Genomic DNA, 17,896 nt, shown 5'->3' with positions numbered 1-17,896 from the left:
GGCAACGAGGGTTGGTTAGGTTTCTGTTGGAGTCTGGCAATGCCGTTACGCGAAGAGTGTCTGTGGGAAAAACTGACGCCGCAAAGGCCTGACAACGCGGCGCTCAAGGGCGAAGTCACGGTTGACGTCTGCGTCATCGGCGCCGGTTTCACCGGTCTGTCGGCGGCGGTGCATTTGCTGGAACAAGGCAAAACGGTGTGTGTGCTGGAAGCCCATCGCGCCGGTCATGGCGGTTCGGGGCGCAACGTCGGGCTGGTCAACGCCGGGATGTGGATTCCACCGGACGAGATCGAAGCCGGTTTCGGTGAGGCAATCGGCAGTCAGCTCAATCGCATGCTGGGTGCAGCACCGTCCCTGGTGTTCAGCCTGGTCGACAAATACAACATCGATTGCCAACTACGCCGCGAAGGCACGCTGCACATGGCGCACAACGCCCGTGGCGAAGCGGACTTGCGCAGTCGTGAAGCACAATGGAAACGTCGTGGTGCGCCGGTCGAACTGCTGACCGGTCGAGCCTGCGAACAAGCAACGGGCACCCAAAAGATTGCCGCTGCACTGCTCGATCGACGTGCGGGCACGATCAACCCCATGGCTTACACGACGGGGTTGGCCAAAGCGGCCATCGGGCTCGGCGGTCAGTTGTTCGATCATTCCCCGGTGACCCGGCTCGAACGTCAGGGCCAACGCTGGTCGGTACAAACCGCTCAGGGTTCGGTGCTTGCCGAGCAAGTCGTGATTGCCTCGAATGCTTACACCGAAGGTGACTGGACGGAATTGCGGCGCAACTTCTTCCCCGGTTATTACTATCAAGTGGCCTCAGTCCCGCTGACCGAAGAGGCTGCGCAGCAAATCCTCCCCGGTGGCCAAGGCTCCTGGGACACTCGTCAGGTACTCAGCAGTATTCGTCGAGATAAAGACGGTCGTCTGCTGCTTGGCAGTCTCGGTAATGGCAATCAGAAGCCGACCTGGTTCCTCAAGGCTTGGGCCGACCGGGTTCAGCAGCACTATTTCCCTTACCTCAAACCGGTGGAATGGGAGTGCACCTGGACCGGTTGCATTGCCTTCACCCCCGATCATTTGATGCGTTTGTTCGAACCGGCGCCCGGTTTAGTGGCAGTCACCGGATACAACGGCCGGGGCGTCACGACTGGCACTGTGGTCGGCAAAGCCTTTGCCGATTATCTGTGTAACGGAAATCCTCAAGCGCTGCCGATTCCCTTTGCACCCATGCAGCCACTGGCGGGCGTGGGATTACGCAGCTGTTTGTACGAGGCCGGATTCTCGCTGTATCACGCAGGCCAGTGCCTGCGGATCGTTATTTGATTGTTGAAATTTGTTGCTGAAAGCGGCGCTTTTTCGCGCAGCGACTAGCCTGTAAAAGGTGCGGGTTGTAGCAGTCCCGCACCAGCAGTGTGCACTTCGGTGACGCACGTTGTTACAGGCTGGTTGCACGTCGTTTGGCGCCGCGGTTGCAATGATGGCGCGCTCGGGTTGCGCCTTTAAAAATAAATGGTTTCACCTTCCGCGGTTTAGACGGTTGCACGCCCAATGAAAATGGGATCGAAACAGTCGAAATAACAATAAAGCAGCGACTTTTTTCAGAATAAAAAACCGATGGCACGGCCCTTGCTCTGAGCATTCAGGAAGTCGCAGTGCCAACTAAAAAAAAACCTTGGAGCACCACCTCATGTCCCAGACGTTTTACAAAAAAGGCTTTTTGGCCCTCGCAGTGGCAACTGCGTTGGGTGTTTCTGCGTTTGCACAGGCTGATGTGAAAATTGGTGTGGCGGGGCCGATGACAGGCGCCAACGCGGCATTTGGCGAGCAGTACATGAAGGGTGCACAGGCTGCGGCCGATGCGGTCAACGCAGCGGGCGGCATAAACGGGGAAAAAATCGTACTGGTCAAGGGCGATGACGCCTGCGAACCGAAACAGGCTGTGACGGTCGCCAAGGACCTGACCAACCAGAAAGTCGCTGGCGTAGTCGGTCACTTCTGCTCCTCCTCGACGATCCCGGCTTCGGAGATCTACGACGAAGCGGGCATCATCACGATCACCCCAGGTTCTACCAACCCCAAGGTGACCGAACGCGGCTTGAGTGCCATGTTCCGTATGTGCGGTCGTGACGACCAGCAAGGCATCGTGGCCGGCGACTACATCGTCGACGTGCTCAAGGGCAAGAAAGTGGCCGTGCTGCACGACAAGGACACCTACGGCCAGGGCCTGGCAGATGCCACCAAGGCTCAACTGGAAAAACGCGGTGTGAAGCCGGTGCTGTATGAGGGCCTGACCCGCGGCGAGAAAGATTTTAGCGCTGTCGTGACCAAGATCCGTGCGGCCGGTGCCGACGTGGTCTATTTCGGTGGTCTGCACCCGGAAGCCGGGCCGCTGGTTAAACAACTGCGTACCGAAGGCCTGAAAGATGTGACGTTCATGTCCGACGACGGCATCGTGACCGACGAGTTGGTGACCACCGCTGGCGGCCCGCAATACGTCGACGGCGTGCTGATGACCTTCGGCGCCGACCCGCGCCTGCTGCCAGACAGCAAGACCGTGGTAGATGCCTTCCGCAAGGCCGGTACCGAGCCTGAAGGCTATACCCTCTACGCTTATGCTTCGGTCCAGACCCTTGCTGCAGCCTTCAATGGCGCCAAGTCCAACAGTGGTGAAAAAGCCGCCGAGTGGCTGAAGAAAAACACGGTCAAAACCGTGATGGGCGACAAGGCCTGGGATTCCAAGGGCGACCTGAAAGTCTCCGACTACGTGGTTTATCAGTGGGACAAGGACGGCAAATACCACCAACTGGAAAAACAGAAGTGATATGAACTGCTGATTGCCCGGCGCCTTGTGCGCCGGACAATCAATCAACATGTCCGTGCAGTACCTGTCTTTTCTCGTAGAGCTGCACACAACCGTGTTACGCCGGCGGCTGAACCCCGGTCCGTCGTACCCGGCTGCTGTGCAGTCTCTCAAATGCGTGAGATTGCGTTATGGATGGTATTTTCCTGCAGCAACTGGTCAACGGCCTGACCCTCGGGTCGGTCTATGGCCTGATCGCCATCGGCTACACAATGGTCTATGGCATCATCGGCATGATCAACTTCGCCCATGGCGAGGTTTACATGATCTCTGCGTACCTCGCGGCGATCAGTCTGGCTCTGCTGGCTTACTTCGGTATTGAATCCTTCCCTCTGCTGATGCTCGGCACACTGGTCTTCACCATCATCGTCACGGCGGTGTATGGCTGGGTCATCGAGCGCGTCGCCTACAAACCGTTGCGCAACTCCACACGACTGGCACCGCTGATCAGCGCCATCGGTATTTCGCTGATCCTGCAAAACTATGCACAGATCGCCCAGGGCGCCCGTCAACAAGGCGTACCTACACTGTTGACCGGTGCATGGCGAGTTGAAGTCGGGACCGGCTTCGTCCAGCTCACCTACACCAAGATCTTCATTCTGGTCGCAGCGTTTGTCGGGATGGCCCTGCTGACCTACGTCATCAAGTACACCAAGCTCGGCCGTATGTGCCGCGCTACCCAGCAAGACCGCAAGATGGCCTCGATCCTGGGGATCAACACCGATCGGGTGATTTCCTACGTGTTCATCATCGGTGCAGCGATGGCGGCCCTGGCCGGCGTGCTGATCACCATGAACTACGGCACGTTCGACTTCTACGCCGGCTTCGTCATCGGGATCAAAGCGTTCACTGCCGCGGTACTCGGCGGGATCGGTTCGCTGCCTGGCGCCATGCTCGGCGGGATTATTCTGGGGATCTCCGAATCACTGTTCTCAGGTCTGGTGAACTCGGACTACAAAGACGTTTTCAGCTTCTCGCTGCTCGTTCTTGTTCTGGTCTTTCGGCCTCAAGGCCTGCTTGGCCGTCCTCTTGTGTCGAAGGTGTAAGCGATGTCTTCAACCACTAAAAAAACCATTGATATCAAAAGAAGCCTGGTTGACGCGATTCTTGCCGGCCTTGTCGCCCTGATTGTGTTCGGCCCGATTGTCGGCATCGTCCTCGACGGCTATGGCTTCAACCTGCAGCCGACACGCGTGGCATGGATTGTCGCCATCGTCATGGCTGGCCGCTTTGCCTTGAGCCTGTTCCTGCAAACCCCGAAGGGTCTGAGAATTCTCGAAGGCTTTGAAAGCACCGGCTCCGGGGTTCATGTTCTGCCGCCTGATTACAAAACCCGGTTGCGCTGGATCATCCCGCTGTTGATCGTCATTGCGGTGGTCTTCCCGTTTTTCTCCAACTCCTACCTGCTGGGTGTGGTCATCCTCGGGCTGATCTACGTACTGCTGGGCCTTGGTCTGAACATTGTGGTCGGCCTGGCTGGCCTGCTCGACCTGGGTTACGTGGCGTTCTACGCCATCGGTGCCTACGGTCTGGCGCTCGGTTATCAATATCTGGGGCTGGGCTTCTGGACCATGCTGCCGCTGGCGGCGATCACGGCCGGCCTTGCCGGTTGCATCCTCGGTTTTCCGGTGCTGCGTCTGCACGGTGACTACCTGGCGATCGTGACCCTGGGCTTCGGTGAAATCATCCGGTTGATTCTCAACAACTGGCTGTCCCTGACCGGCGGTCCGAATGGTATGGCCGCTCCATTGCCAACCTTCTTGGGCCTCGAGTTCGGCAAAAGAGCGAAGGATGGCGGTGTACCTTTCCATGAGTTTTTCGGCATCGCGTACAACTCGGACGTGAAGTACTACTTCATTTATGCGGTGTTGTTCCTGGTGGTGCTGGCCGTGCTGTACATCAAGCACCGCTTGACCCGCATGCCGGTCGGTCGCGCCTGGGAAGCCTTGCGTGAAGACGAAATCGCTTGCCGCTCCATGGGCCTGAACCATGTACTGGTCAAACTCTCGGCGTTCACCATCGGTGCATCGACGGCCGGTCTGGCGGGCGTGTTCTTCGCCACCTACCAAGGCTTCGTCAACCCGACCTCGTTCACCTTCTTTGAATCGGCATTGATCCTTGCCATCGTGGTACTCGGCGGCATGGGCTCGACCATCGGCGTGGTGATTGCGGCATTCGTGCTGACCGTCGCCCCGGAACTGCTGCGCGGCTTCGCGGAATATCGCGTGCTGTTGTTCGGCGTCCTGATGGTGTTGATGATGATCTGGCGACCGCGCGGCCTGATTCGGATCAGCCGTACCGGTGTGACCCCGCGTAAAGGAGTAGCGCCATGAGCGAAGTCGTACTCTCGGTAGAGAAGCTGATGATGCACTTCGGCGGCATCAAGGCGTTGAATGATGTCAGCCTGAAGGTTGAGCGCAACTCGATCTTCGCCCTGATCGGCCCCAACGGCGCCGGCAAAACCACCGTGTTCAACTGCCTGACCGGGTTCTACAAGGCCTCGGGCGGCAAGATCGAACTCAACGTGCGTGGCGAGCGGACCGATGTCATCAAAATGCTGGGTGAACCGTTCAAGGCGACTGATTTTGTATCGCCGAAAAACTTCCTCAGCCGGCTCCACTACAAGATGTTCGGCGGTACCCACCTGGTCAACCGTGCCGGCCTGGCGCGGACGTTCCAGAACATTCGCCTGTTCAAGGAAATGTCGGTGCTGGAAAACCTGCTGGTGGCCCAACACATGTGGGTCAACCGCAACATGTTGGCCGGGATCCTCAACACCAAGGGCTACCGTAAGGCTGAAAGCGATGCGCTGGACCACGCTTTCTACTGGCTTGAAGTCGTGGACCTGGTGGACTGCGCCAACCGTCTGGCCGGTGAGCTGTCCTATGGTCAGCAACGCCGTCTGGAAATCGCTCGGGCCATGTGCACCCGGCCGCAGATCATCTGCCTCGACGAACCGGCCGCCGGCCTCAACCCTCAGGAAACCGAAGCGCTGAGCGCGATGATCCGGCTGCTGCGCGACGAGCACGATCTGACCGTGGTGCTGATCGAACACGATATGGGCATGGTAATGAGCATTTCCGACCACATTGTGGTGCTGGACCACGGCATCGTCATCGCCGAGGGCGGCCCCGACGATATACGCCACGATCCGAAAGTGATTGCGGCCTACCTGGGCGCCGACGAAGAGGAAGTGGTATGAGTAAACCCATCCTCGAACTCAAGGAGCTGGACGTGTTTTACGGGCCGATCCAGGCCCTGAAGAAAGTCTCGCTGCACATCAATGAAGGTGAAACCGTCAGCCTGATCGGCTCCAACGGTGCTGGCAAATCTACCCTGCTGATGTCGATCTTCGGCCAGCCGCGGGCGGCGGACGGGCAGATCATTTATCAGGGTGTGGATATCACTCACAAGTCATCCCACTACATCGCGTCCAACGGCATCGCTCAATCGCCGGAAGGCCGGCGGGTGTTCCCCGACATGACCGTCGAGGAAAACCTGCTGATGGGCACCATTCCTATCGGTGACAAGTACGCCAAGGAAGACATGCAACGCATGTTCGAGTTGTTCCCGCGACTCGAAGAGCGGCGTACCCAGCGGGCGATGACCATGTCCGGCGGCGAGCAGCAAATGCTCGCCATCGCGCGTGCGTTGATGAGCCGGCCGAAACTGCTGTTGCTCGATGAGCCGAGCCTGGGCCTGGCGCCGATCGTGGTGAAACAGATCTTCGCGACCCTGCGGGAACTGGCGAAAACCGGTATGACCATCTTCCTGGTGGAGCAGAACGCCAACCACGCCCTCAAACTGTCGGACCGGGCGTATGTGATGGTCAACGGCGAGATCCGCATCACTGGTACCGGCAAGGAACTGCTGGTTAACGAGGAAGTGCGTAACGCTTATCTCGGCGGCCACTAAACTGCTGAGCGCATAAAAAACGCCCTGACGAATCCACGTCAGGGCGTTTTTTTATGCCAGTCGTAAAGGTTTTTTGAAATTGTGGAAAACAATATTCACAAGCTCTCAAAGCGCGACATAAAGCCGCTGCAAATAGTTGTTTTGTCACGGTTTTGACTTGTCCCCGTTTGCTGTGGAGCTGGCTGTGAATAACGTGGGAGTAGCTGGCTGAAAGCCTTTGAAACCGTGGCTTGCAGAGTTATGGTTGTTTTTTGATCAGGCGTTTTTGCGGGACCGTGAGCGGGCTTTGTCAACCTTTTTGTTGGTAATGAAAGTAGGCTGAAATGAGCTGGAGCTACCTGTGGATAAGTCTGTGGTTAAACTCTGGAAAGACTCGGCTGAAGGCCGTAGTTACTGGCTTGGCGCCATCGTCGGTAGGGGCGGTCAATCGTGCAAAATGCCATGGGCTACACAGCCGGTGTTCCAGGGTCAAGCAAAAAAATTTCCAATTTGCCCGCAAAGCCTTGTGCACAGCGGCTTGCAGCTTTTCCACTTGCCCCCGGAAACTGTGGACCGGCCTGTGGATAAGGTGCGCGCACATGGCTGAGAGCCACGGCGGGCAAGGTGCGGTAAGGTTTGGTCGTTTTTTGTACAGTTTGTACGGTAGTTGCCGCTGTGGGCAAGGCCGGGCATGCTGCCTGCTGATTTTCTATTCCAATGGCTGCCGATCAGCCGAAGCAAGGAGAACACGATGTCCAACACCCTGTTTATTACCGGCGCGACCTCCGGTTTTGGTGAAGCCTGCGCCCGTCGTTTTGCCGAGGCTGGCTGGAAACTGGTGCTGACCGGCCGTCGTGAAGAGCGCCTCAATGCGCTGTGCGCCGAGTTGTCGAAGCAGACCGAGGTCCATGGCCTGGTGCTCGACGTGCGTGATCGCAAGGCCATGGAGGAGGCGATTGCCAACCTGCCGCCGTCCTTCGCCAAGCTGCGCGGGCTGATCAACAACGCCGGCCTGGCGCTGGGCGTTGATCCGGCGCCGAAGTGCGACCTCGACGATTGGGACACCATGGTCGATACCAACATCAAAGGCCTGATGTACAGCACTCGTCTGTTGTTGCCCCGCCTGATCGCTCACGGTCGCGGCGCCGGCATCGTCAACCTTGGCTCCATCGCCGGCAACTACCCGTACCCGGGCAGCCACGTGTATGGCGCGAGCAAAGCGTTCGTCAAACAGTTCTCCCTGAACCTGCGCTGCGACCTGCAAGGTACGGGCGTGCGGGTCAGCAACATCGAGCCGGGCCTGTGCGAAAGCGAGTTCTCGCTGGTGCGTTTTGCCGGTGATCAGGAGCGTTACAACGCCACCTACGCCGGTGCCGAGCCGATTCAGCCGCAAGACATCGCTGACACCATTTTCTGGGTGCTCAATGCCCCGGCGCACATCAACATCAACAGCCTGGAACTGATGCCGGTGAGCCAGACGTGGAGCGGGTTTGCGATTGAGCGTAATGGTGGCAAGGCGTAAGACCGCGTAACGGCCATTCGCGAGCAGGCTCGCTCCCACAGGGGAACGCATTCCAATGTGGGAGCGAGCTTGCTCGCGATAGCGATCTATCAATCAGCGAAGATAGTCGGCTAATCCGCGATAGCATGTTGCCAAGTGATAAGGCGTGGTCGACGGCATGTCCCGACGGCTCACCTCACCATTCTCATCACGGCACTCAAACCAGCCCCCGGTATGCAGAGAATGTTGCTGCAACGCCTGCAACTGGCGCAGAACAGCGGTCTCGCTGTCCGGACGCAAGGTCAGTGCCCGCAGGTACTCGGCTTGAGCCCAGATTCTTTGGGTGCCGTCCCTGGAACGGCCATCCAGATCGAGCATCGCCTGCACAGCACCTGTCTGTGGATCGACGCCCAGTTGTTCGGTGAGCGCAAACGCCTGGTCCAGTGACCTGTGCAGCGCCGAACCGCGCAGCAATGGCGAAGATTCCAGCAGGAAATACCACTCGAACTGATGCCCCGGTTCAAACCAGTTATCCACAGCACCCAGCGGTTTCTCCATCAACACACCGTGTTGTGGGTCGATAAAACGCTTCTGCATGGCTGTGCATAACTCGACGAGCGCGTCCTGCACGGCGGCGTCTTCTCGCACCGACAGCGTGGCAAGGAAGGCTTCGGCCAAGTGCATCAGGGGATTTTGCAGCGGCCCGGACTTGAGAGAGGACCCGTCACGGTCGAGGCTGGCTTCGTACAGGCCGTCGCCTGTGGCAAAGCGCTGTGCGACCACTTCCAGTGCGGCGTTGAGCGCCGACTCCACCAGCGGCTCGCGGACTTTGTCCCAGTAATGGGCGCAGGCGAACAGGATGAAGGCGTGGGTGTAGAGATCTTTGCGCTGATCCAGCGGCGTGCCCTGCGGGTCGATGCTGTAGAACCAGCCGCCATGCTCGGCATCGTGAAAATGCTGCTGCAAGGAACGGAACAGCGCTGCGGCGCGCTCTTCGGCGGCCGGTACCTGACCGATCAGGCTGGAAAACAGGTAGAGCTGCCGCGCGCAGGCCATGGCCCGGTAGCGTTGGGGAGGCAGCGGTTGATGCTCGGCGTCCAGCGCCTCATAGGGCAGCGCCATGTCGGCATTCCAGCCGGGGCCTTGCCAGAGCGGCACGATCACGTCCAAAAAGTGCTGTTGCACCGAAGCAAACAGAGCGGTCAATTCAGGCTGGGAAGCAGAGCGGGAAACAGGCGGCATTGGCTGGCGTCGTCACGGCAGGGTTAATTGCGCGACATGTTAGCAGAGTGAACGCGTCGATCGTTCCCACGTCGAGGCGTCGAACCGTCCGCGTGGGAATGCCTCATTGGACGCGCAGCAATCGCTTCGAAAGGGACGCGGAGCGTCCCGGGCTGCATTCCCACGCAGAGCGTGGGAACGATCATGGCTGGCTTAGCCTGCCAGCAACCAGGCCCCGGTCGCCGCCGAAGCCGCACCCGCCAGTCGAACCAACGGCGCCGCCGCTTGAGGCAACACTCGAACCACGGCGTAACCCAACCCATGCAACGCAGCCGTCGCCGCCACAAAACCTGCGGCATACCCCCAGGGACTAGACATGTCCGGCAATTCCAAACCATGGGCCACGCCGTGGAACAGCGCAAACAACGCCGTCGCCAGCACCGCCAGGCTCAACGGCGGACGCACTGCCAGCGCCACCGCCAGACCCAGCGCCAGCACCGACGCCGCAATCCCGCTCTCCAGCGCTGGCAGGTTCAACCCTTCAAACCCCAGCAACCCGCCGATCAGCATGATGCCGACGAACGTACACGGCAGCGCCCAGCGTGCAGCGCCTTTCTGCTGCGCTGCCCACAAACCGACCGCAACCATCGCTAGCAAGTGATCAAGGCCACCGATCGGGTGGCTGATGCCGGCGATCAAACCGTTGTCGCCATGCCCTGGGTGGGCGAAGGCGATGGCCGGGGTCAGCAGCAGGGCCATGGCGCCCAGAATGCGTTTAAGTGTCATGGATAAGCGTCCTAGTTGATAAAAGTTGATCGTGTTCACGCCGCTGTCAGCAGGCCCTGGCGTTCGATGAAGGCGATGATCTCTTCCAGGCCCAGACCGGTTTTCTGGTTGCTGAAGACGAATGGCTTGCCATTGCGCATGCGTTGGGTGTCGCTGTCCATCAACGCCAGCGACGCACCCACCAGTGGTGCGAGGTCGACTTTGTTGATCACCAGCAGATCCGATTTGCAGATGCCCGGCCCACCCTTGCGCGGCAGCTTGTCGCCGGCCGAGACGTCGATCACGTAAATGGTCAGGTCGGACAGTTCCGGGCTGAAGGTGGCGGAAAGATTGTCGCCACCGGACTCCACGAGGATCAGGTCCAGTCCCGGAAAGCGGCGGTTCAGTTGATCCACGGCTTCGAGGTTGATCGAGGCGTCCTCGCGAATCGCCGTGTGCGGGCAACCGCCGGTTTCAACACCGATGATTCGCTCCGGCGCCAAGGCTTCGTTGCGCACCAGAAAGTCGGCGTCTTCGCGGGTGTAGATGTCGTTGGTGACCACCGCCAGGTTGTAGCGGTCGCGCAGCGCCAGGCACAGGGCCAACGTCAGAGCGGTTTTGCCGGAACCGACCGGGCCGCCGATGCCGACGCGCAGAGGTTGTGTGTTCATGTGATTCTCCAAAATAACAGGCCCTAGGAACGGAACAGACGGCTGTACTGGCGCTCATGGGCCATGCACGCCAGGGACAGGCCGAAAGCAGCGCTGCCATAGTGTTCGGGGTTGATTCGGGTGGCGTTCTGCTGAGCCTCTTGCAGCAGCGGCAGCAGTTCGCTGGTCAGGCGTTGAGCGGCTTGCTGGCCCAGCGGCAGGGTTTTCATCAGCACCGCCAGTTGGTTTTCCAGCCAACTCCAGAGCCACGCCGCCAGCGCGTCCTGCGGGTTAATAGTCCAGGCGCGAGCGGCCAGTGCCCAGCCGAGGGCCAGGTGCGGCTCGGGGCGTTGTGCAAGAAAGGCACGGGCCGGTGCGTCAAGCTCGGGCAAACCGTTGAGCAGTTGTTGCAAGGAATAGCCCATCTGCCGGCTCTCCTGATGCAACTCGCGGGTTTCCCGGCTGGCGCGATGTTCTTCGCAGCGTTGCAGCAGTTCAGCCCAGTTTTCCTCGGCTGCGGCCACGCAATGAGCGAGCAGCAACGGTGCTTCGAAGCGTGCGAGATTCAGGATTAGTTGATCGCTGATCCAACGTCGCGCACTGTCGGAATCATTCACGCGGCCGTTATCCACCGCCATTTCCAGGCCCTGGGAATAGCTGTAGCCGCCAATCGGCAGCTGTGGGCTGGCCAGACGCAACAGCGCCCAGGCCGGGTTCATAAACGTACGCCGAACTGGTGCAGTTTCGGCGGGTAGTTGAAGTCTTCATCGCCGTGGCGCGAATGATGATGGCCGCCGCCATAGGCGCCGTGTTCCGGCTGGAACGGCGCTTCGATGTTTTCGACCTTGGCATCAAGCTGTTCGAGCATGGCCTTGAGCACGTAGTCGTCGAGCAAGCGCAACCAGCCATCACCGACTTGCAGGGCGACGTGGCGGTTGCCGAGGTGATAGGCCGCGCGAGTCAGTTCGAAAGCATTGGCGCAGGTGACGTGCAGCAGTTGTTCGGCTCGGGCGCAGACGCGGACGATGCGACCGTCTTCGGCTTGCAGGCACTCACCGTCATACAGTGGTGGCTGACCGCGCTCCAAAAACAACCCGACGTCTTCACCCTCGGCACTGAAACAGCGCAAACGGCTTTTGCTCCGGGCTTCGAAGGTCAGGTGCAACTCGGCGGCCCACACGGGTTGAGGGTCGATTCTGCGATGAATCACCAGCATCGGAAAGCTTCCAGCAATGGACAATGCTTAGGCTAGAGCAAGGGGCTTGCCAATCGGGTTATACGTGGGAAATACCTGTCGGAGCGGCGGAGGATGTTGCGGGCTTTGGCTGAGATTGGTGCGTGCGGGGAGGGTTATGCGCAAAGTTGGTGCGTAGGCTGTCATTCGCCGTGCTCCAGATCGTTCCCACGCTCTGCGTGGGAATGCAGCCAGTGACGCTCCGCGTCTACCACGCGGAGCGTGGGAACGATCATCAGTGACAAAGGTGGTTATTCGGTGCTACCCAGGCCTTGCCAGTGTTTGAGGCCGATAAAGATAAAGCGCAACTGCTGGGTGATCTTTGCCTGGGGCGTCAGATGTTCAGGTAGCGCCTCGGCAGGCGGGTCGATGATGTCGGGCAAGGTCGCGAACACGCTTTTGACGATCAGGTCGGCCATGACGCTCAGGCCGGCAATGTCCAGGTGTTGCAGTTTCGGCATCAAGGACAAGTCGGCCGCCAGGTCCGAGCTGATGTCTTCGCGCAAACGGCCGATGGCCAACCGCACCGGCAGCGAACCACCGTACTGCTCGCGGGCGAGGAACAGGAACTGCGAGCGATTGGCGGTGACCACGTCGAGAAAGATCCGCACCGAGGCGTCGATGATGCCGCCCATGACGAACTCGTTGTGGCGCACCAGGCGAATGGTTTCGCGGAAGGTCTGACCGACTTCACTGACCAGTACCAGGCCCAGTTCATCCATGTCGGCGAAATGCCGGTAGAAACCGGTGGGCACGATCCCGGCGGTTCTGGCGACTTCGCGCAGGCTCAGGCTGCCGAATCCTCGGCCGCATTCCATCAAGTGGCGGGCAGCGTCCATCAGGGCGTTGCGGGTCTGTTGTTTCTGTTCGGCGCGGGGCAGCATCGCAAGGGTGTTTTCTGGATAAGACAGCGGCGCACTCTAGCAAATCGGCTTTGCCTGCGTCGAACGACTATCGGGGGGATCAAGCGGGGAAGTGAGGCATCTATAACGTCAAAAGCCCAATCCGGGGATTGGGCTTTTTTTCAGGGTCGCCATGGGCTTAGCTCAAAGCGCTGTTGCGTTCGATGACACGGTCACCACCACCTTCGGCCAGGGTTTGACCTTGTGGGGTGCGGTCGGAACCGTCAGCAGCCAGGGTTTGGCCTTGTGGAGTGCGATCGGAACCGTCAGCAGCCAGGGTTTGACCTTGTGGGGTGCGGTCGGAACCGTCAGCAGCCAGGGTTTGACCTTGTGGAGTGCGATCGGAACCGTCAGCAGCCAGGGTTTGGCCTTGTGGAGTGCGATCAGAACCATCAGCAGCCAGGGTTTGGCCTTGTGGAGTGCGATCGGAACCGTCAGCAGCCAGGGTTTGACCTTGTGGAGTACGGTCCGAACCATCTTGGGTGATCAGGCCTTTTTCTTTCAGGCGATCATTGCCACCTTCGGCGATGGTTTGGCTGAACACTGAGTGGGTGGATTTGACTTGTGGGGTAGCCTGGTCAGCAGCCGGCAGGGCAAAAGCAGTGCTGGCCAGCATCGAAAGTGTAAGGCTAAGCAGTAATTGGCGTTTCATGATTAGGTGCTCCGTAGGAGGGCGATAAAGTGGGTACGAGGGCAATGCTACTCTCGATAAGTCGATATAAAAGTTCATAAACGCAATGGTAATAATCAACAGAATTGATTGTTCCGCCGAAGCGCTCTAGAACGGGCGTTTCCGGCGGACATTTTTGCACTGAGGTGGGTATTTTCGACCCACTCTCGCCTCGCAAAAGTGCGGGGTCGGTAACGCCGGATGAGGGGGCAGTGTGTCCCCGACCGATTATTTGAGGGTTAAACGGCTAATCGGTTAAACCTGCGCGCCATTTCCCAGTCCTAGATGTCATGGCAGGCCAGATCTGGCCTAACGTTTCAAATGTGCGTCGCAGTCAGGGCGCTTAGTCGTATCAGGAGCCCTGTGCAATGACGCGCACTCGTAAAGTGTTTACCTGGACCCTCGCCAGCCTCGTTGTCCTGCTGGCCGTATTGGTCCTGATCATCGCGTTCTTCGATTGGAACCGGATCAAACCACCGCTTAACGCCAAAGTTTCCGAAGAGCTGCACCGCCCGTTCGCCATCAACGGCGACCTCGCGGTGGTCTGGCACCGTGAGCCCGACGAGGGCGGCTGGCGTGCCTGGGTGCCGTGGCCGCATGTCGTGGCGCAAGACTTGAGCCTGGGTAATCCGGACTGGTCGAAGACACCGCAGATGGTCACCCTCAAACGCGTCGAGTTGCGCATCTCGCCCCTGGCCTTGCTGGCGCAGCGTGTGGAGATCCCGCGCATCGACCTCACCGAACCGAATGCCGATCTCCAGCGCCTGGCCGACGGTCGCGCCAACTGGACTTTCAAGTTCGACCCGAAAGACCCGAACGCCAAGCCTTCAAGCTGGGTGGTGGATATCGGTGCGATCGGCTTCGACAAGGGCCACGTCACCCTCGACGACCAGAGCCTGAAAACTCAGCTCGATTTGCTGATCGACCCGCTGGGCAAGCCGATTCCGTTCAGCGAAATCGTCGGCGACAAAGCGGCGAAAACTGCACAGGAGAAGGGCGCTGCGCCTCAGGATTACGCGTTCGCCCTTAAGGTCAAAGGCCAGTACCACGACCAGAAACTCGCGGGCGAAGGCAAGATCGGCGGCCTGCTGGCCTTGCAGGACGCGGCCAGACCGTTTCCGCTTCAGGCTCAAGTAAAGATCGCCGACACCAGCATCGAACTGGCCGGCACCCTCACCGATCCACTGAACCTCGGTGCCTTGGATTTGCGGTTGAAACTGGCCGGCAACAGCCTGGGCAATCTCTACCCACTGACCGGCGTGACCCTGCCGGACACACCGCCGTACGCCACGGACGGGCACTTGATCGCCAAGCTTCATGAGGCGGGCGGCGCAGTGTTCCGTTACGAAGAATTCAACGGCAAGATCGGTCAGAGCGACATCCATGGCAGCCTGGCCTATGTCGCCAGCCAGCCACGACCGAAACTCAGCGGCTCACTGCTATCCAATCAGCTGCTGTTTGCAGACCTGGCCCCGCTGATCGGCGCCGATTCCAACGCCAAGCAAAAGGCCCGCGGCGGCGAGAGCAAGCAGCCGGCTGACAAGGTGTTGCCGGTCGAAGAGTTCAAAACCGAGCGCTGGCGCGATATGGACGCCGACGTCGAGTTCACCGGCAAGCGCATCGTCCACAGCGAAAAACTGCCGTTCAAGGATCTCTACACTCACTTGGTGCTCACTGACGGCGTCCTCAGCCTCGAACCCCTGCGTTTCGGCGTGGCCGGCGGCAACCTGGATGCTCAGATTCGCCTCAATGGCCGAACCGAACCGTTGGAAGGCCGGGCCAAACTCACCGCACGCAAGTTCAAACTCAAGCAGCTGTTCCCGACCTTTGAGCCGATGAAAACCAGTTTCGGCGAGCTCAATGGCGATGCTGACATCACCGGTCGTGGCAACTCGGTGGCCAAACTGCTGGGCACCGCCAATGGCAATCTGAAGATGCTGATTAACGATGGCGCCATCAGCCGCGAGTTGATGGAGCTGGCGGGGCTCAACGTCGGCAACTATGTGGTGGGCAAGATTTTTGGCGACAAGGAAGTGAAGATCAACTGCGCCGCCGCCGACTTCGACATCAAGACTGGTCTGGCGACCACACGTCTGTTCGTCTTCGATACCGAAAACGCGATCATCTACATCGATGGCACGGCGAACATGGCGACTGAGCAACTGGACCTGACCATCACCCCGGAATCCAAGGGCTGGCGATTGATTTCGCTGCGTTCGCCGCTGTATGTGCGGGGCAAGTTCATCAAGCCTGATGCGGGTGTGAAGGCGGTGCCGCTGATCTTGCGTGGGGCTGGAATGGTGGCGTTGGGCGTGATTGCCGCACCGGCGGCGGGGTTGCTGGCGCTGGTGGCGCCGAGCGGTGGCGAACCGAATCAGTGTGCGCCGTTGCTGGAGCAGATGAAGGCCGGCAAGGCGCCCGTGACCGTCAAACCCACTAAGTAAACGGTTGGCTATGAGGACGCCTTCGCGGGCAAGCCTCGCTCCTACAGGGGATCACCTAGTCTGTAGGAGCGAGGCTTGCCCGCGAAGGCGGTTTAACGGGCGCTACATATCTTTCAGAAGGTCGGCCATGTCATCGGCATGCTCTTCTTCCTGGGCCAGGATATCTTCGAAGATGCGCCGTGTGGTCGGGTCCTTTTCGCCGATGTACTGAATGATCTCGCGATAGCTGTCGATGGCAATTCGCTCGGCGACCAGGTCTTCGTAGACCATCTCTTTAAGTGAATTGCCGGCCACGTATTGAGCGTGGGAGTTTTTCGACAGCAGGTCAGGGTTGAACTCCGGCTCACCGCCCAGTTGCACAATACGCTCGGCTAGACGGTCGGCGTGTTGGGCTTCCTGGGTCGCGTGTTCGAGGAATTCGTCGGCGGCGACCTGGGCTTTCAGGCCGCTGGCCATAAAGTAGTGACGCTTGTAGCGCAACACGCAGACCAGTTCGGTGGCCAGCGATTCGTTGAGCAGGCGCAGCACTTCTTCACGGTCGGCGCTGTAGCTTTCGGTCACCGCGCCGTTCTCGACGTTCTTGCGGGCACGTTCGCGAAGGGTGGTTACATCAGACAAATGCATGTCGCTCATCTCGATCTCCTGGAGGCTAATCCGGTTTGCGTCACCCTCTATAGAAGTGATCGCTACCTAGGGTGTGAGTGATGAGCGCGGCGAAAAGTTTTATGTAATTTGCCAATCGCCAACCTGGCGCGAAGCAATCACGCCAGGGCATGCCCGGACAGCAACGCCTCCTCGCGCAACCAGGCAAAAAATGCCCGGACCGGCGGATGTCGTTCACGTCCCGGCACGCAGAGGGCGCTGTATCCGGCGCCATCAACCTGGATTTTGCCCCGATACGCCACCAGCAAACCGCTGGCCACGCTCTCGGACACCAGAATATTGCTCGCCAGCACCAGGCCTTGCCCGGCAATTGCCGCTTGCAGGGCGTAATGTTCCTCGTCGTATTCACGGACCGCTGGCTGCCCCGCAAGCCAAGTCTCGCCGGACTGCGCGCACCAAGCCTCCCAGCCGTGGGCGTACAGCTTTGAGTTGTGCCAGCGCACGCTGATCAGCGTCGGCGCTCGTCTGGCGGCCAAGGTGACTTGCTCGGGCGAGCCATAGACGCCGAAGGATTCGTCGAACAGACACAGGCCATAAAGGTTCGGGTAATCATCGAGGCTGTAGCGCAGCACCAGATCGACGCTGGCGTCCTGATGCAAATCGATGACTTCGCAATGGGTATCGAGCCGCAGGCTGATGTTCGGGTGCCGGGCGTAGAACCGTCCCAGACGCGGCACCAGCCATAACGCGGCGAAAGCGGCGGTCGTGGAGATCGTCAGGCTCGCGCCGCTGCGTTGCGGGCGCAAAGTATCGACACTCTGCGCCACTTCAAGCAAAGCACCGTGCAAGCTGTGGAACAGCCGTTCGCCACAGTCAGTCAGGCGAACTTGCCGGGGCAGCCGCTCGAATAACGGCACACCGAGCCAGGTCTCCAGCGAACGAATCTGATGGGAAACCGCCGTCGGCGTCACCGAGAGTTCTTCGGCGGCTGCCTTGAAGCTCAGCAGGCGCGAGGCGGATTCAAAGGCGCGCAAGGCAGTCAGCGGCAGCGAGGCAAACATTGAAATACTCCATGGATGAAATGAATTCATCCAGACTGATTTTTGCTCATTTGAAGAGGGTCGGCGATGCGCTTCATGCTGCAAGCCACAA

At 59.5% G+C, this 17,896-nt stretch carries 17 protein-coding genes; 8 read left to right on the top strand and 9 right to left on the bottom strand.

Annotated features, from left to right (window positions below; all coding sequences use genetic code 11):
• Positions 1 to 39: 39 nt before the first annotated feature.
• The 7 genes from amaA to ACYZT5_RS21405 all read left to right on the top strand — a co-directional run bounded on the left by amaA (position 40) and on the right by ACYZT5_RS21405 (position 8,276).
• Entirely contained in the window at positions 40 to 1,323 is a 1,284-nt protein-coding gene (gene amaA, locus ACYZT5_RS21435) for an L-pipecolate oxidase (protein ID WP_462047296.1), read from the top strand.
• A 364-nt stretch (positions 1,324 to 1,687) separates the two neighbouring features.
• Positions 1,688 to 2,821 carry an ABC transporter substrate-binding protein gene (locus ACYZT5_RS21430; RefSeq protein WP_462047295.1) on the top strand — a complete coding sequence of 378 codons (1,134 nt, stop codon included), beginning with the start codon at positions 1,688 to 1,690 and terminating at the stop codon, positions 2,819 to 2,821.
• A gap of 170 nt (positions 2,822 to 2,991) precedes the next feature.
• Entirely contained in the window at positions 2,992 to 3,906 is a 915-nt protein-coding gene (locus ACYZT5_RS21425; protein ID WP_462047294.1) for an ABC transporter permease subunit, read from the top strand.
• Positions 3,907 to 3,909: 3 nt separating this feature from the next.
• Positions 3,910 to 5,193 carry a high-affinity branched-chain amino acid ABC transporter permease LivM gene (gene livM / locus ACYZT5_RS21420; protein ID WP_462047293.1) on the top strand — a complete coding sequence of 428 codons (1,284 nt, stop codon included), beginning with the start codon at positions 3,910 to 3,912 and terminating at the stop codon, positions 5,191 to 5,193.
• The gene (locus tag ACYZT5_RS21415) at positions 5,190 to 6,062 is read left to right on the top strand and encodes an ABC transporter ATP-binding protein (protein WP_462047292.1); all 873 of its coding nucleotides are present in this window, start codon (positions 5,190 to 5,192) and stop codon (positions 6,060 to 6,062) included. The genes livM and ACYZT5_RS21415 overlap by 4 nt, the downstream gene beginning before the upstream one ends.
• Entirely contained in the window at positions 6,059 to 6,775 is a 717-nt protein-coding gene (locus ACYZT5_RS21410; RefSeq protein WP_462047291.1) for an ABC transporter ATP-binding protein, read from the top strand. Before ACYZT5_RS21415 ends, ACYZT5_RS21410 begins: the two co-directional genes overlap by 4 nt.
• Before the next feature lie 730 nt (positions 6,776 to 7,505).
• Positions 7,506 to 8,276 (top strand): SDR family oxidoreductase, encoded by a 771-nt coding sequence (locus tag ACYZT5_RS21405; protein WP_008153379.1) that lies wholly within the window; start codon positions 7,506 to 7,508, stop codon positions 8,274 to 8,276.
• Positions 8,277 to 8,369: 93 nt separating this feature from the next.
• Here the strand turns inward: ACYZT5_RS21405 and ACYZT5_RS21400 are convergent, their stop codons facing one another.
• From ACYZT5_RS21400 to ACYZT5_RS21370, 7 genes are all read right to left on the bottom strand, one after another.
• Positions 8,370 to 9,497 (bottom strand): AGE family epimerase/isomerase, encoded by a 1,128-nt coding sequence (locus ACYZT5_RS21400; RefSeq protein WP_462047290.1) that lies wholly within the window; start codon positions 9,495 to 9,497, stop codon positions 8,370 to 8,372.
• A gap of 192 nt (positions 9,498 to 9,689) precedes the next feature.
• Positions 9,690 to 10,262: a HupE/UreJ family protein gene (locus ACYZT5_RS21395; protein WP_462047289.1), complete on the bottom strand. Its 573-nt coding sequence runs from the start codon at positions 10,260 to 10,262 to the stop codon at positions 9,690 to 9,692.
• Positions 10,263 to 10,297: 35 nt separating this feature from the next.
• Positions 10,298 to 10,912: an urease accessory protein UreG gene (gene ureG / locus ACYZT5_RS21390; RefSeq protein WP_449645011.1), complete on the bottom strand. Its 615-nt coding sequence runs from the start codon at positions 10,910 to 10,912 to the stop codon at positions 10,298 to 10,300.
• Between the two features lie 23 nt (positions 10,913 to 10,935).
• Positions 10,936 to 11,610 carry an urease accessory protein UreF gene (locus ACYZT5_RS21385; protein WP_462047288.1) on the bottom strand — a complete coding sequence of 225 codons (675 nt, stop codon included), beginning with the start codon at positions 11,608 to 11,610 and terminating at the stop codon, positions 10,936 to 10,938.
• The gene (gene ureE / locus ACYZT5_RS21380) at positions 11,607 to 12,107 is read right to left on the bottom strand and encodes an urease accessory protein UreE (protein ID WP_033055578.1); all 501 of its coding nucleotides are present in this window, start codon (positions 12,105 to 12,107) and stop codon (positions 11,607 to 11,609) included. The genes ACYZT5_RS21385 and ureE overlap by 4 nt, the downstream gene beginning before the upstream one ends.
• A gap of 269 nt (positions 12,108 to 12,376) precedes the next feature.
• Complete coding sequence (locus tag ACYZT5_RS21375) at positions 12,377 to 13,009, bottom strand: TetR family transcriptional regulator (protein ID WP_008157374.1); 633 nt, start codon at positions 13,007 to 13,009, stop codon at positions 12,377 to 12,379.
• A gap of 157 nt (positions 13,010 to 13,166) precedes the next feature.
• Positions 13,167 to 13,679, bottom strand: coding sequence for a hypothetical protein (locus tag ACYZT5_RS21370; RefSeq protein ID WP_462047287.1), 513 nt, complete (start codon positions 13,677 to 13,679; stop codon positions 13,167 to 13,169).
• 386 nt (positions 13,680 to 14,065) lie between these two features.
• Here ACYZT5_RS21370 and ACYZT5_RS21365 point away from each other — a divergent pair, with 386 nt between their 5' ends.
• Positions 14,066 to 16,141 carry an AsmA family protein gene (locus ACYZT5_RS21365; RefSeq protein ID WP_462047286.1) on the top strand — a complete coding sequence of 692 codons (2,076 nt, stop codon included), beginning with the start codon at positions 14,066 to 14,068 and terminating at the stop codon, positions 16,139 to 16,141.
• Between the two features lie 102 nt (positions 16,142 to 16,243).
• On the opposite strand, the gene ACYZT5_RS21360 is transcribed toward ACYZT5_RS21365, so the two are convergent.
• Together ACYZT5_RS21360 and ACYZT5_RS21355 are read right to left on the bottom strand one after the other, a co-directional pair.
• A complete protein-coding gene (locus ACYZT5_RS21360; RefSeq protein ID WP_149630178.1) occupies positions 16,244 to 16,774 on the bottom strand; it encodes a ferritin-like domain-containing protein in 531 nt (176 codons plus the stop codon).
• A gap of 128 nt (positions 16,775 to 16,902) precedes the next feature.
• On the bottom strand, positions 16,903 to 17,835 hold the full coding sequence (locus ACYZT5_RS21355; protein ID WP_462047285.1) for a LysR substrate-binding domain-containing protein: 933 nt from the start codon (positions 17,833 to 17,835) through the stop codon (positions 16,903 to 16,905).
• Positions 17,836 to 17,896 lie beyond the last annotated feature (61 nt).

The sequence above is a fragment of the Pseudomonas sp. LB3P14 genome, from assembly GCF_054898045.1.
This window is presented reverse-complemented; position numbering and strand designations above follow the sequence as displayed.